14 protein-coding genes are annotated in these 12,852 nt (G+C 70.4%); 10 read left to right on the top strand and 4 right to left on the bottom strand.

The window, feature by feature from the left end; translation table 11 throughout:
• Nucleotides 1–34: 34 nt before the first annotated feature.
• Nucleotides 35–460 (top strand): HXXEE domain-containing protein, encoded by a 426-nt coding sequence (locus ETD86_RS46990; RefSeq protein ID WP_138673118.1) that lies wholly within the window; start codon nucleotides 35–37, stop codon nucleotides 458–460.
• On the opposite strand, the gene ETD86_RS46985 is transcribed toward ETD86_RS46990, so the two are convergent.
• Complete coding sequence (locus tag ETD86_RS46985; RefSeq protein WP_138673117.1) at nucleotides 393–1,076, bottom strand: type 1 glutamine amidotransferase; 684 nt, start codon at nucleotides 1,074–1,076, stop codon at nucleotides 393–395. The two genes, ETD86_RS46990 and ETD86_RS46985, sit on opposite strands and share 68 nt — an antisense overlap.
• Before the next feature lie 51 nt (nucleotides 1,077–1,127).
• Here ETD86_RS46985 and ETD86_RS56145 point away from each other — a divergent pair, with 51 nt between their 5' ends.
• Both ETD86_RS56145 and ETD86_RS46980 read left to right on the top strand, forming a co-directional pair.
• Nucleotides 1,128–1,304 carry a hypothetical protein gene (locus ETD86_RS56145; protein ID WP_170223656.1) on the top strand — a complete coding sequence of 59 codons (177 nt, stop codon included), beginning with the start codon at nucleotides 1,128–1,130 and terminating at the stop codon, nucleotides 1,302–1,304.
• Between the two features lie 9 nt (nucleotides 1,305–1,313).
• Nucleotides 1,314–2,168, top strand: a complete 855-nt coding sequence (locus tag ETD86_RS46980; protein WP_138673116.1) for an alpha/beta hydrolase — start codon at nucleotides 1,314–1,316, stop codon at nucleotides 2,166–2,168.
• A gap of 82 nt (nucleotides 2,169–2,250) precedes the next feature.
• On the opposite strand, the gene ETD86_RS46975 is transcribed toward ETD86_RS46980, so the two are convergent.
• Nucleotides 2,251–2,964, bottom strand: a complete 714-nt coding sequence (locus ETD86_RS46975) for a PaaI family thioesterase (RefSeq protein WP_138673115.1) — start codon at nucleotides 2,962–2,964, stop codon at nucleotides 2,251–2,253.
• Nucleotides 2,965–3,310: 346 nt separating this feature from the next.
• Here ETD86_RS46975 and ETD86_RS59445 point away from each other — a divergent pair, with 346 nt between their 5' ends.
• The 4 genes from ETD86_RS59445 to ETD86_RS46955 all read left to right on the top strand — a co-directional run bounded on the left by ETD86_RS59445 (nucleotide 3,311) and on the right by ETD86_RS46955 (nucleotide 7,358).
• On the top strand, nucleotides 3,311–4,072 hold the full coding sequence (locus ETD86_RS59445; protein WP_138673114.1) for a potassium channel family protein: 762 nt from the start codon (nucleotides 3,311–3,313) through the stop codon (nucleotides 4,070–4,072).
• A gap of 79 nt (nucleotides 4,073–4,151) precedes the next feature.
• Entirely contained in the window at nucleotides 4,152–4,781 is a 630-nt protein-coding gene (locus ETD86_RS46965; protein WP_246149338.1) for an AAA family ATPase, read from the top strand.
• A gap of 172 nt (nucleotides 4,782–4,953) precedes the next feature.
• On the top strand, nucleotides 4,954–6,894 hold the full coding sequence (locus tag ETD86_RS46960) for a S8 family peptidase (protein ID WP_138673113.1): 1,941 nt from the start codon (nucleotides 4,954–4,956) through the stop codon (nucleotides 6,892–6,894).
• A gap of 116 nt (nucleotides 6,895–7,010) precedes the next feature.
• Nucleotides 7,011–7,358 carry a YciI family protein gene (locus ETD86_RS46955; protein WP_138673112.1) on the top strand — a complete coding sequence of 116 codons (348 nt, stop codon included), beginning with the start codon at nucleotides 7,011–7,013 and terminating at the stop codon, nucleotides 7,356–7,358.
• Between the two features lie 111 nt (nucleotides 7,359–7,469).
• Here ETD86_RS46955 and glnA read toward each other — a convergent pair whose 3' ends face one another.
• Nucleotides 7,470–8,831 (bottom strand): type I glutamate--ammonia ligase, encoded by a 1,362-nt coding sequence (gene glnA / locus ETD86_RS46950; RefSeq protein ID WP_138673111.1) that lies wholly within the window; start codon nucleotides 8,829–8,831, stop codon nucleotides 7,470–7,472.
• A 151-nt stretch (nucleotides 8,832–8,982) separates the two neighbouring features.
• Between glnA and ETD86_RS46945 the strand changes: the two genes are divergently transcribed.
• Both ETD86_RS46945 and ETD86_RS46940 read left to right on the top strand, forming a co-directional pair.
• Nucleotides 8,983–9,528, top strand: coding sequence for an EF-hand domain-containing protein (locus ETD86_RS46945; RefSeq protein ID WP_138673110.1), 546 nt, complete (start codon nucleotides 8,983–8,985; stop codon nucleotides 9,526–9,528).
• 8 nt (nucleotides 9,529–9,536) lie between these two features.
• The gene (locus ETD86_RS46940) at nucleotides 9,537–10,511 is read left to right on the top strand and encodes a terpene synthase family protein (RefSeq protein WP_138673109.1); all 975 of its coding nucleotides are present in this window, start codon (nucleotides 9,537–9,539) and stop codon (nucleotides 10,509–10,511) included.
• A gap of 65 nt (nucleotides 10,512–10,576) precedes the next feature.
• Here the strand turns inward: ETD86_RS46940 and ETD86_RS46935 are convergent, their stop codons facing one another.
• On the bottom strand, nucleotides 10,577–11,539 hold the full coding sequence (locus ETD86_RS46935) for a DUF5937 family protein (RefSeq protein WP_138673108.1): 963 nt from the start codon (nucleotides 11,537–11,539) through the stop codon (nucleotides 10,577–10,579).
• A gap of 59 nt (nucleotides 11,540–11,598) precedes the next feature.
• Between ETD86_RS46935 and ETD86_RS46930 the strand changes: the two genes are divergently transcribed.
• The gene (locus ETD86_RS46930) at nucleotides 11,599–12,792 is read left to right on the top strand and encodes an MDR family MFS transporter (RefSeq protein WP_138673107.1); all 1,194 of its coding nucleotides are present in this window, start codon (nucleotides 11,599–11,601) and stop codon (nucleotides 12,790–12,792) included.
• Nucleotides 12,793–12,852 lie beyond the last annotated feature (60 nt).

Genomic DNA, 12,852 nt, shown 5'->3' with positions numbered 1-12,852 from the left:
GACCTGGGGTTGATCAGAACACGATGGTTATGCCATGTCTGAGCGAATGACGATCGAGGTCGAGGGGCGGCGGGCCAGCTATCTGACGGCGGGCGAGCGCGGTCCCGTGGTGTTGCTGCTGCACGGGGTGGGGCACCTGGCACAGGCGGCCGCGACCCGTGGGTACACGCCCGGGGCGGTGACCGCGCCGGTGGTGGTGATCCCCTTCTCGGTGTGGGCCTGGCGGCGGTTGCGGTCCGCCGGGGTGCCGGTGCACTCCGGGCGCTCGGGCCTGGCGGCGACGGCGGCCTTCCCGCTGGTGCTGGGCGGCGTACATGCGCTCGCCCACGCGCTCACCCAGCCGCGCCGCGCGAGCGGGCCTGACGCGACCCCCGAGGCAGGCCGGCCGCGGCTCAGGCTCGGCCGGCGGATCCGACCACGTCGGCGAAAGCCTGGGCGACGGGGCGCCAGGTGGCGATGAGCCTGCTCTCAGCGGCCTTGACCTGGGCGGTCAGCTCCTCGGCCGCCTCCAGGTCCGACTCGGCCGCCCAGGAGGCGAAGATCTCGGGCGTGGCCTCGGGATGGAACTGGACCGCCCACGCGGCCTCACCCAGCCGGTACGCCTGGTTCGGATACCGGGAGCCGGTCATCAACGGCACCGCCCCGTCCGGCAGCCGCGTCATGGCGTCCTGGTGATACTGGACGGCCACGGCCGTGCCGACGCCCGACAGCAGCCGGTCGGAAGCGACCGAGGGCAGCGCGACCACCTCGCACGCGCCCACCTCCAGCCCGGCGGCGCCCCGCTCCACCGCGCCCCCGCAGGCCATCGTGAGCAGTTGCGCCCCGAGGCAGATGGCGAGCGTGGGCGTCGCCTCGTCCACGGCGCGGCGCAGCAGGTCCCGGGTGGCGGGCTGCCACGGGCTGCGTTCGTCCTCCCAGGCCGCCGCCGCACCGCCGAGCACGATCAGGCCGTCCGCGGCCCGCGCGGGCACGTCCTCCCCCAGGTACGGCCGCACGACGTCACAGGCCACTCCCAGCCAGCCGCCGAGATACCCGAGACCGGCCTCGGCCTCGTGCTCGATTACGGTGATGCGCATACCGGGTAATTTATCCGGAACTTTCACCCTGAACGGCCCATCCCACACGCCGTGGAGACGTCGACGGACGACGATCCCCAGCGGTTCGGGGAGTACCGGCTGGCCGGGCGGCTCGGGGCGCGCGGCGAGGTGGCCGCCGCGGTGTGCGCGCGGGCCGGGCGGCCCCTGAGCGCGGCCGAGTGGGCGTGTCACCTGATCGGCGTGCCATACCGGGCGATTTGTCCTTAGGATCCGGCTATGAGAGTGGATGAGGTCGGCGGGCTGCGGATCGCCACGTTCGGGACCGGGCCGCGGGTGATCATCGCGGTGCACGGGATCACCGCCTCGCTGATGGCATGGGGCGCGGTGGGGCGGCGGCTGCCCGAAGGGTGGTCGCTGGTGGCGATGGACCTGCGCGGGCGCGGGCACAGTGCTGCGTTGCCCGGCCCGTACGGGCCGCCGCGGCACGCCGAGGACGTGCTGCGGGTCGCCGACCACGTGGGCGCCGGGCCGGACGCGGTGCTGACCGGTCACTCCATGGGCGCGTTCGTGGCCGCGCTGGCCGGTGCGCGGCGGGACTTCGCCCGGATGGTGCTGGTGGACGGCGGGATCCCGTTCCCGCCGCTGCCCGAGGGGGTGGACGCGGACGCCGCGCTGGAGGCCACGCTGGGGCCCGCACTGGCGCGGCTGCGGCAGACGTACCCGTCGGCGGAGGCGTACGTCGACTTCTTCAAGGGCCATCCGGCCTTCGCCGGGCACTGGAACGACGACGTCGAGGCGTACGTCCGCTACGACCTGACGGGACCCGCGGGCGCGCTGCGGTCACGGGTCGTGGGCGAGGCGGTGCTGCAGGACGGGCGGTGGCTGAACACGGCGCAGGCCGAGGCCGGTGCGGCGCTAGAAGCGATCAAGTCTCCGCTGTTCCTGCTCCGGGCGCCGCGCGGGCTGCTCGACCAGCCCGTCGGCCTGCTCCCCGACGACCTGACCGCCCCATGGGCGGCGCGGCTGCCGGGACTGCGGGACGAGATGGTGCCCGACTGCAACCACTACACGATCATGTTCGACGACCGCTGTGTGACGACCGTCGTCGAGCGGCTCACCGGCGCCGGGTAAACGATCATCGTGCCCCCGCACGCGGCGAGGGCACGATCTCCAGGCCGTGAACCGGCCGCGGCACAAGGCGGCCGGACGGCGGTCAGCGTGGAGCGATCCACGTGGCGCGGGCGGCCGCCACCAGCGTCCCGTCCATCTCGTAGATGGCGCTCTGGCCGTACATCTTGCGGCCGTCGCGGCCCGTCGGGCGGGCCACCACCGAGTAGCGGCCACCGGGCTGGACGGACCGGTGGATCTGCAGGGCCAGCCGTCCGAGCAGCGCGGTCTCGCCGGGGCCGAAGTGCGCCCAGCCGGTGATGCAGTCGAGCACGGCGCCGATGATCGAGGCGGGCACGCCGTCCTCGCCCGTCACCGTGAACGGCACCCGCCAGCCGGCGGCCACCAGGTCCGTGCCCTCGACCGGACCGGGGAAGATCCGCAGGCCGTCACCCGGCTCGCGCAGCCCGCAGGCGAAGCACTCGGCGAACGGGTGCGCCTGCAGCCCGACGAACCCGGCCTCGGCGCGGGCCGCGTCGTTGAACGGCACGAAACCGGGCCCCTCCAGGTCCTCAGCCACGGGGATGGCCTCGACGAGGAGCTTGTCGCCGTGCGAGAGGGACGCGGAGTTGGCCACGTGCTCCAGCCGCAGCTCGGTCTCCAAGGGTGAGGGGGCATGGAGCGTGACCTCGACGGCTGATCGACCGCCGTTGAGCGAGTCCGCCATGGTGCCGGCGATCCAGCCGCCGTTGGCGATGCCCTCGGGCCCGCGGAAACGCTGGGGAACGGTCAACACGGTCTGCAGGGCAGCCGTCGTCATGCCACATCCTCCAATATCGCCACATGAGGCGCAAAGTCCGGAAATACCATAAAGAGCAGCCCAATTTTACTGGACCGCCCGTTTACCCAGAGGGCGGGGGTCCGGATGGTGCCCCATACACCCGCATAACGCCTCGAAGGGGTCCGAAACTTCCCCCACCCTGATGTGAGGCTAGGCACCGTAGGTGGCACGGGCGTGACTCGAGGGTCAGAAGCAACGAAAATCGGCCTCACTCCGGGAACGATCCCGGCGTGAGGCCGATCAAGGCGTTGGCAGTACTCTAGCCGGGCATTCCGACATCCCGCGCCCAATCCCCGATACGGGCCGTCAGGTGCACACTGTCGGCATGGACCGGCTGACCTCTTGGGAGCGGCGCACGAGTGTGGCGCTCCTCGCCATCGGCGTAGTGTTCTTACTGAGCTGGGCGATCCCCGTCCTCGTCCCCAATCTGCCCACCGCCGCGGACACCGCGTTGTGGTACCTCCAGGTCATCACCTGGGCCCTGTTCACCGCCGACTACCTGATCCGCGTCACGCTCGCCCCCCGCCGCCTGCGCTTCCTCGTCAGGAACATCCCCTCCCTCCTGGTCGTCCTCCTCCCCCTCCTGCGGCCCTTGTGGCTGCTGCGGGCCCTGCTCCTGCTGCACGTCATCGCCGACCGCATACGGCTCCCGCTGCGCCTGCGCGCCGTCGTGTACGTGTCCGGCACGGCCCTGTTCCTGTGCATGGTCGGCAGCATCGCCGTCCTGGACGTGGAACGCGACAACGGCAACATCAAGACCATCGGCGACGCGATCTGGTGGTCGCTCACCACCATGACCACCGTCGGGTACGGCGACCGCTTCCCCATCACCGCAGAGGGCCGGCTGGTGGCGTCGGGGCTGATGATCGCGGGTATCGCCCTGGCCGGCGTCGTCACCGCCGCCATCGCCTCGTGGTTCGTCGAGCGGTTCGAACGGACGGCGGCCCTGGATCGCCGTACCGAGGCCGGGCTGGCCCAGGTCGCCGCCGAGCTGACCGAGACCCGCAAAGCACTGGCCGACCTCGCCCATACTCATAACATGCTGCGCGACGAACTCGCCACGCTCACGGCCCGCCTGAACTCGTAACCATTTGAGCGCGCGGCGGCCCGCGGCCTCGGCGAGGCTGGTCGTTGCCGGCGTGATCGGAGCGAAGGGGACGTGGATCGTGCGGAGTGAGCCTGTGCAGGGCGCGATGGTGCGGTACCCGTCCGGATCCCTGGTCATCCTGACCGGGCTCCCGGGCGCGGGCAAGACCACCCTGCTGCAACGCCTGTACGGGTTGCACGGCGCGGAGAGCACGCCGGTCGCGAGCGGCGCGGTCATGGTGATCGACTCCTCGCAGTCCCGGCGCCATTGGGACGGCCGGCTTCCCTGGGCCCCCTATCCACTGCGCCGCGCCGTCGTCTTCATCACCCACCTGACCCGCATCCGGCGCGCACTGGCCGGCGGGCAGTCGGTCATCGCCCACAACCGCGGCTGCGGCCCGTACGTGCTGCGCGGCTTCGCCTGGCTGGCCCGCCGCCACGGCGCCGCCTTCCACCTGCTCCTGCTGGACGCCCCTGCCGACCTCGCCATAGCCGGACAGCGTGCGAGGGGCAGGGTGGTCGCGCCCCGCACGTTCGCCCGCCATGAACGCCGGTGGGCGGGCCTGGTGGCCCGGGTCAAGAACGGCGACCCGGCACCGGCGGCCGGCGCTCTCATCGTCGACCGCGCCGAGGCGGCCCTCCTGGAGTCCATCGTCTTCGACGGCAGCGGCGGCAATCTGACAAACGGAAATTTCCGGATAACGGAATAACTTCATTCCCACAGATTCCTCTGGTCACTCCATACGCTTGCCGCTCAGACGTAAACGGGGAAACGTTCCAATCGTCAGCCACGGGGAGGCGCGGGCATTGCTGAGCTCTTCTCGCATGCCCGCTCGTATCGGCTGCTGGCGGTAGATCCCCTCTCTACCCCTCGGAGGACCAGTGAGACTACGGTCTCTGCTGGCGGGCGCATCTGTGCTCGCCATGACGACAACGGCCTTATTTTCGGTCGGCGAACCCGCGCAGGCGTCCACCGGCGACCCCGAGGTCGCCAAGAGCGTCGCGGCTGACGTGCAGAGCGGCGAGAAGGTACGCGCGATCATTGAGCTGAAGCCGGGCGAAAGCGTCTCGGCCGTCGCGAGTACGGCCGAGAAGGCGTCCACGAGCACGAATGTGGTCGACGCGACGAGTTCTAACGAATTCCTGGTCGCCACCCTGGACAAGAAGACGTTCAACGCCGTCAAGACCGACGACCGGATTGCGGCGATCTACGAGGACCAGCTCAGTGCGCCCTCGCTGGACGTCAGCACCAAGCTGATCGGCTCGGACAAGGCCAACGAGGCCGGATGGACCGGCAAGGGCTCGACCGTGGCGGTCCTCGACACCGGCATCGACCGTGACCACCCGTTCTTCTCCGGACGGATCGTGAGCGAGGCCTGCTTCTCCAGCACCGACCCCAACCCGGACTACCGGGCAGAGTCGCTGTGCCCGAACGGCGAGGAGCAGCAGACGGGTCCGGGTGCGGCCGACGCCGAGACCGCCAAGTGCGTGGTGAACGGCTCGAACGAGTGCGACCACGGCACGCACGTGGCAGGCATCGCGGCGGGCAAGAAGGCCGCGAACGCCCCCTCCAACGGTGTCGCCCCCGAGGCGGGCATCCTTCCCATCCAGGTCTTCTCCCGATTCAACGGCCCCGTCTGCGGGGAGCGTACCCCGTGCTTCCTCACCTTCACCTCTGACCAGAAGCGGGCGCTGGAGTACCTCAAGGGCATCGCCGGCTCGCAGAAGGTCGTCGCGGCCAACATGAGCCTCGGCGGCAAGGTCAAGCTGACCGCTCATTGCGACAACAACGCATACGGTGCGCTCCGGCCTGAGGTGGCCGCGCTGCTTCAGGCCGGCGTGACCACTGTGGTCGCCTCAGGCAACTCAGGCTTCACCGACGGCGTCGCCAGCCCGGCCTGTCTGTCTCAGGTGCTCGCGGTCGGCGCCACGGATGACCAAGACGCCCCAGCCGCGTTCGGCAACCGAGGCCGGCTGCTCGACCTGTTCGCACCTGGCGTAGGTATCGTCTCCTCCATCCCGGACGACGTCTTCGGCCCGAACAGCGGTACTTCGATGGCGGCTCCGCACGTGGCCGGCGCGCTGGTGCTCATGCGACAGGCGTACCCCAACATGTCCGCCACCGGGCTTGCCGAGAAGCTGCAGAGCACCGGCAAGGCCATCCGCTATGACAGCGGCAACGCGCAGGTGACCACCAAGCGCATCGATCTCACGGCCGCGCTGCCGCCCAAGCCGACCCAGAGCCCAACGGCGACGCCCACCACCTCCCCGACCGCGACGCCCACGGCCACCCCGACGGCGACACCCACGGCAACGCCGACGCCTACGAAGACGCCCACGCCCAGCCCGACCCCGACGCACACCCACACGGGCGGCCCTGGGGACCCGGACGTCAACATCGACCTGGTTCCGGTTCCCGACGACTGCACGCGCGGCAAGGGCACCAAGCCGGTGAGCGCCAAGACCTGGGCCAAGGAGATGCTGAAGAACAAGGGCTCGCTGAGCGACAAGACGCTCCTGTGCTACCTGACGCTTGCCCAGAACGGCAGCAAGATCTTCCCCGAGCTGACCGACGCGACCACCCTGGCCAAGGCGTACAAGGTGCTCGGCACCAAGAGCAAGGCCGCCAAGGCGCTGCTCGACCGTGAGCTGCTGGCCTCCTGGCTGAATTACGCGCACGGCGTGTACAACGGCTCGGCCAAGGTCCACGGCAAGACGACGCTGTCCAAGGCCATCGCGGCTGCGGAGCGGCACCGTGCGGGGAAGAGCACGGCCGCCATGAAGAAGGCGGCGGTGTACCTGTACAAGCACGTCAATAAGTAGAAATTTCCGGAAAGAGCGGGTCACGTCGATGGCGTGGCCCGCTTTTCGTTTCCGGGTGTCGATCCAGGCGGACCTCGTTCGTGTAAGGGGTGGGAATTGAAGGAAAGGAAACACCCATGAAGCAGTACGTGCTCACCATCTACCAGGGCGACGGGCCTCCGCCGGCTCCCGAGATCCTGGACCCGGTCATGCGGGACCTCAACGCCCTCGACAAGGAGATGAAGGACGCCGGCGTGTGGGTCTTCTCCGGCGGACTGCAGCCGGCCGATCAGGCGCGCGTCGTCCAGATGCGGGGCGGCGAGGTGTTCGCCACCGACGGCCCGTACACCGAGGGCAAGGAGCACATCGGCGGGTTCACGATCATCCAGGCGCCCGACATGGAGACGGCGCTCGGGTGGGGGCGCAAGTTGGCCGAGGCGGTGGCGCTGCTGCCGGTCGAGGTACGCGAGTTCCAGGGTGAATGATCGGCTGGCCAGCCTGCCCGCATGCCGATGAGGGCGGACGCTGCTCAGGGTAGCGCTCGCCCGAGCGGCCCGGCGCACGTGTCAGCGAGCGCCGGGCTGCCGCGAACGCGATCAGAGCACGGGCAGGTAGCGGCCGAGCTCGAACTCCGTGACATGGCGGCGGTATTCGCGCCACTCCGACCGCTTGTTGCGCAGGAAGAAGTCGAAGACGTGCTCGCCCAGCGTCTCGGCCACGAGCTCGCTGCGCTCCATGACCTCGATGGCGTCGTTGAGCGAGCCGGGCAGCGGCTGGATGCCGAGGGCGCGCCGCTCGGCGCTGGTCAGCGTCCAGACGTTGTCCTCGGCCGCGGGCGGCAGCTCGTAGCTCTCCTCGATGCCCTTCAGCCCGGCGGCGAGGATCAGCGCGAACGCCAGGTACGGGTTGCAGGCCGAGTCCAGCGAGCGGAACTCGATGCGCGTCGAGCCGCCCTTGTGCGGCTTGTACATCGGCACCCGGACCAGGGCCGAGCGGTTGTTGTGGCCCCAGCAGACGTAGGAGGGCGCCTCGCCGCCCTGGCCCGCGATGGCCTCGGCGCCGCCCCACAGCCGCTTGTAGGAGTTGACCCACTGGTTGGTGATGGCGGTGATCTCGGCGGCGTGCTTGAGCAGACCCGCGATGAACGAGCGCCCGATCTTGGACAGCCGGTAGTCGGAGCCGGCCTCGTAGAAGGCGTTCCTGTCGCCCTCGAACAGCGACATGTGCGTGTGCATGCCGGAGCCGGGGTGCTCGGTGAACGGCTTGGGCATGAACGAGGCCCAGATGCCCTGCTCCAGCGCGACCTCCTTCATGACCAGGCGGAAGGTCATGATGTTGTCGGCCGTGGTGAGCGCGTCGGCGTAGCGCAGGTCGATCTCCTGCTGGCCGGGCGCGCCCTCGTGGTGGCTGAACTCGACGGAGATGCCCATCGACTCCAGCATCATGATCGCCTGGCGCCGGAAGTCGTGCCCCGAGCTGTGCGGCGTGTGGTCGAAGTAGCCGCCGGAGTCGATCGGCTCGGGCCGCTCGCCGGCCTCGGGCCGGTTCTTCAGCAGGAAGAACTCGATCTCCGGGTGGGTGTAGAACGTGAAGCCCATGTCGGCGCACTTGGCGAGGGTGCGCTTGAGCACCCAGCGCGGGTCGGCGTGCGACGGCGAGCCGTCCGGCATCAGGATGTCACAGAAGATGCGCGCGGCGCCCGGCGTCTCGCTGCGCCAGGGCAGGATCTGGAACGTCGAGGGGTCGGGCTTGGCGAGCATGTCGGACTCGTAGACGCGCGCGAACCCCTCGATGGCCGAGCCGTCGAAGCCGATGCCTTCGGCGAAGGCCCCCTCGAGCTCCGCGGGCGCGATGGCGACGGACTTGAGGAAGCCGAGAACGTCGGTGAACCAGAGCCGGATGAACCGGATGTCGCGTTCCTCGAGCGTGCGGAGCACGAACTCCTGCTGGCGGTCCAAGGCATCCCCTCAATAAGACAGAACAGGTCTCCTACCAGGATGCCGTGTCCGTGTTTCGCACACGTTACGGGGGGCACCGGTGCGAGCCTCGCTGACAAAGACCCCGCCCCGCCTTACTGTGATCACGCAGTCAGTCTCGGGGGAGGCATTGGTGGCTATCGACCTGCTCAATCACAAGCTCGATCGGGCGTTCGACCACATCGACGCGAGCGGCAACGGCGTCGTCGAGCGTGAGGACCTGCTGGGTCTGGGCGCCCGCATTCTGGTGGGCTTCGGGGAGTCCCCCACCTCGGTCACCGGGGCGAGCCTCGTCGACAGCTTCGACGGCATCTGGTCCGTCCTGTCGCAGGCGCTCGAGCGTGACGTCGACTCCGGCATCGCGCGCCCGGACTTCCGCACCGCCATGACGGAGGCGTTCGTCTTCGGCGACCGGTACGACACGGTGTTCAGGCCGGCCACGGTCGCGGTGGCGGAGCTGTGCGACGGCGACCGGGACGGCGAGATCGGCCTGGCCGAGTTCCGCACCATGTTGTGCGCGTTCGGCGTCGCCTACGACGACGTGGATGAGGCGTTCGATCGCCTCGACCGGGCGGGCAAGGGCACGCTGAGCGTGGACGGTCTGGTCGCGGCCGCCTCCGAGTACTACCGCAGCGACGACCCGAACGCCACGGGTAACTGGCTCTTTGGTCCACTGTGAGCATCACCATGAGCACCACCGTGTTCGCCACGGTGCGCACCGCGCTGCGTTCCGTGCTGGGTTCGATGATGCCGTTGCCGCGCCGGGGCGGCGCGGCGGCTCTCGCGCTGCTGCCCCTCATCGAGCGGGTGCCGGCGATGGCCCAGCCGTGCCGGATGCACCCGGCCGTGTACGCGATCGAGGCCGCGGTCATCGACTGGGCCAGGAGGACGGGCCTGCGGGCCGATCCCGGCGTCGGCTTCCACCGGATGGCGGGCCGGGCGTTCGCCGAGTTCGACGCGGCCGCGGCGGCGCTGTTCGCGCAGTGGCTGACGTGGCTGTTCCACCTGGACGACGAGCTGGACGAGGGCGAGTGCCGGCTGGAGGTCTTCCACGGCATGCTCAAGGGGGCGGCGCGCCATCCGCTGGAGGCGGCGTTCGCGGACCTGTGGCGGGTGACGAGCGTGCGGATGAGCGACCGGTGGCGGGCCAGGTTCGCGGTGGGCCTGCAGCGGCAGCACGACGCCTGCCGTACCGAGGCCGACAACCGGGCGGCGGGCCGGATGCCGACGCTGGAGGAGTACCCGGCGCTGCGCAGGGGCACGGTGGGGCCGTACCTGTACGACCTGGTCGAGCCGTGCCTGCGGGTGGAGGTGCCGGCCTGGGTGCACGAGTCGGAGCCGTGGCAGCAGCTGGTGGACGCGTGCAGCGACGTCACGGCCTGGTGCAACGACGTGGCCTCCCGCCCGAAGGAGCACGGCGACGTGCACAACTTCGTGGTGCTGGCGATGCGTCAGCTGGGGCTGAGCGAGCGGGAGGCGACGGCCTGGGTGCTGGACAGGATCGTCCGGCGCTGCGAGGACATGCAGGCGGCGGCCCGGCGGCTGCCGCTGGACGACCTGGTGCCCAAGGTGGCGAGGGATGTCAGCAAGGTGGCGTGCGCCTACCTGGCGGCGCCCCGCGCGCACCTGGACTGGCTCCTGGAGTCCACGCGTTACGCCTGACCGGCGAGCGGTCCGTTCACGACGAAGGCTACGCCTGACCGGCGACGGTCCGTTCACGACGCAGGTCACGCCTGACCGGCGAGCGTGTCGCCGGTCGGGGTGCGGCGGTAGACGACCTGTTTGCCGACCCGCATCCCGACCGCGAGCCCGCCGCCGCTGAGCACGCCGAGGTGCTGGCTGACCGCGCCCGGCGTGAGCGACATGCGCGTGGCCAGCGCGGAGGTGGTGCTGGGCTCGGCCAGCGCGAGCAGGATCTGCGCCCGGCTCCGTCCGATCAGCGCCGCCAGCGCGCCGGGCGCGGGCGGCGGGCCCTGCTGCCACAGCGTGCCGACGCCGTACACGGGGTAGACGAGCGTCGATTGGTACGGCGCCGACATGACCGCCACCGACGGTCCCCAGAAGGCGCTGGGCACCAGCACGAGCCCGTCGCCGTGCAGGCCGCTGATCTCGCAGTGGGACCGGTCGATGAGCAGCCGCTCGCCCGTCCAGACCACGGTGGGGTCGAGCCCGGCGAACAGCTCGCTGGCGCCGCCCTGGGCCAGCTGCCGCGAGCGGCGCAGGACGTCGCGTTCGAGCAGGGCGTACACGCGGGGCCAGTACTCGGAGAAGCATGAGTCCCAGTACGCCTCCAGCGTGCGGGCGACCCTGGCCACGCCGGCCTCGGGGTCGGCCATGAACCGCTCGAGCACGGCCCGGTTCGTGCCCTGCACGCGCGCGGCCTCTTCCCCGGCCCGCGCGGGGGAGGCGGTCCTGACCCGGTCGAGCTCGGCGGCGAAGTCCGGCAGCGGCGTGTCGGGCGGCGGGGTGACGAAGTCGGCGATGTAGCCGGCCGGCGGCACGAGCGCGAACAGCTCCGCCAGGCCGAGACCGGCCAGCCGGGGCCGGACGGCCTTGATCCACGGCAGGTGGATCGACTGCCTGGCGGGCTGCTGAAGGGTACGCAGGCTGGCCACGAGCTCCCACATCGGGGAGAACGCGAACCGGATGCGTGCCACGTCCTCCGGCTTCAGGATCCAGGTTATGGACATCCTTTTAGTGTGCGCTAAACCGTTCGCACCAGGAAACGGGACATATCACTCTTTGTCGCGTGTCTAGCGCAACTGTCGAGAAGCCATCTTTCCTCCGTTCCCAGATCGGCGGCCTGCCCCGCCCGTTCTGGGCCCTCTGGGGCGGCACGCTGGTGAACCGCCTGGGCACCATGGTCATGCCGTTCACCGGGGTCTACCTGACGCAGTCCCGCGGCCTGTCGCTGACCGGCGCCGGCCTGGTGATGGGTGTCTTCGGCGCGGGCTCGCTGCTGTCGCAGCTGCTCGCCGGCGTGCTCACTGACCGCGTCGGGCGCCGGGCCACGCTGTCGGGCGGCATGCTGGCCACCGCCGCGGCCATGCTGGCGCTCGGCTACAGCACCTCGGTGCCGGCGATCCTGGCCTCGATGTTCGTGCTCGGGCTGGTGATCGACGTCTACCGGCCCGCGTCCAACGCCCTAGTCGCCGACCTGGTCTCGCCCGCGGAGCGGCCCCGGGCGTACGGGTTGCTGTTCTGGGGGATCAACCTCGGCTACTCGGTCGGCATGACGGCCGGCGGCTGGCTGGCGGGCCACGGATTCATCTGGTTGTTCTGGATCGACGCGCTGTCGAGCGTGGCCTTCGCGGTGCTGGTGTGGCGGGCGGTCCCGGAGACGCGGCCCGCCGAGCGGGAGTCGGGCGGCGGGTTCGGGGTGGTGCTGCGCGACCGGGTGATGGTGGCGTTCACGCTGGTCACGCTCGGCCACGCGCTGCTCTACTCGCAGACGATGACCATGCTGCCGGTGGCGATGACCAAGGTCGTGAAGCTGACGCCGGCGCAGTTCGGGCTGGCCATGGCGCTGAACGGGGTGCTGATCGTGGTGGTCCAGCCGCTGGTCTCCGGCTGGCTGGGGCGCAGGGACGCCTCCCGCACGTTCGCGCTGGGGCTGGCCGTGATCGGGCTCGGGTTCGCCCTGACCACGTTCGTCACGAGCACGTTCTGGCTCGCCGTGACGATCGCGGTGTGGACGGCGGGCGAGATCGTCACGGCCGGCATCGCCGGCTCGATCGTGGCCACGCTGGCGCCCGCGGAGCTGCGGGGGCGGTACTCCGGGTTGTTCGGGTTCGCGTGGTCGGTGGCCGCGGTGCTGGCGCCGCTGCTCGGCGGGCCGCTGCTGGATGTCGGCATGGGGGCGCTGTGGTTCACGATGGGCGGGGTCGGGCTGGTGTCCGCGGCCGGCATGCTCGTACTCGGGCCGGCGATCCGGCGGCGTTGAGAGAATTTTGATCGGGCATTGGCACTTGCCCGATAATTTCCACCCATCCATGGGGTGGGA

It is taken from the genome of Nonomuraea turkmeniaca (assembly GCF_005889735.1).
Classification (GTDB): Bacteria; Actinomycetota; Actinomycetes; order Streptosporangiales; family Streptosporangiaceae; genus Nonomuraea; species Nonomuraea turkmeniaca.
Note: the sequence above shows the minus strand (reverse complement) of the source record. Positions and strands in the feature narration are given on the sequence as shown.

Excerpts from the sequence above, each read along its gene's own strand:
- ETD86_RS46990 (WP_138673118.1), top strand. The coding sequence starts at position 35 with ATGTCTGAGCGAATGACGATCGAGGTCGAGGGGCGGCGGGCCAGCTAT.
- ETD86_RS46985 (WP_138673117.1), bottom strand. The coding sequence starts at position 1,076 with ATGCGCATCACCGTAATCGAGCACGAGGCCGAGGCCGGTCTCGGGTAT.
- ETD86_RS46980 (WP_138673116.1), top strand. The coding sequence starts at position 1,314 with ATGAGAGTGGATGAGGTCGGCGGGCTGCGGATCGCCACGTTCGGGACC.
- ETD86_RS46975 (WP_138673115.1), bottom strand. The coding sequence starts at position 2,964 with ATGACGACGGCTGCCCTGCAGACCGTGTTGACCGTTCCCCAGCGTTTC.
- ETD86_RS59445 (WP_138673114.1), top strand. The coding sequence starts at position 3,311 with ATGGACCGGCTGACCTCTTGGGAGCGGCGCACGAGTGTGGCGCTCCTC.
- ETD86_RS46955 (WP_138673112.1), top strand. The coding sequence starts at position 7,011 with ATGAAGCAGTACGTGCTCACCATCTACCAGGGCGACGGGCCTCCGCCG.
- ETD86_RS46940 (WP_138673109.1), top strand. The coding sequence starts at position 9,537 with ATGAGCACCACCGTGTTCGCCACGGTGCGCACCGCGCTGCGTTCCGTG.
- ETD86_RS46935 (WP_138673108.1), bottom strand. The coding sequence starts at position 11,539 with ATGTCCATAACCTGGATCCTGAAGCCGGAGGACGTGGCACGCATCCGG.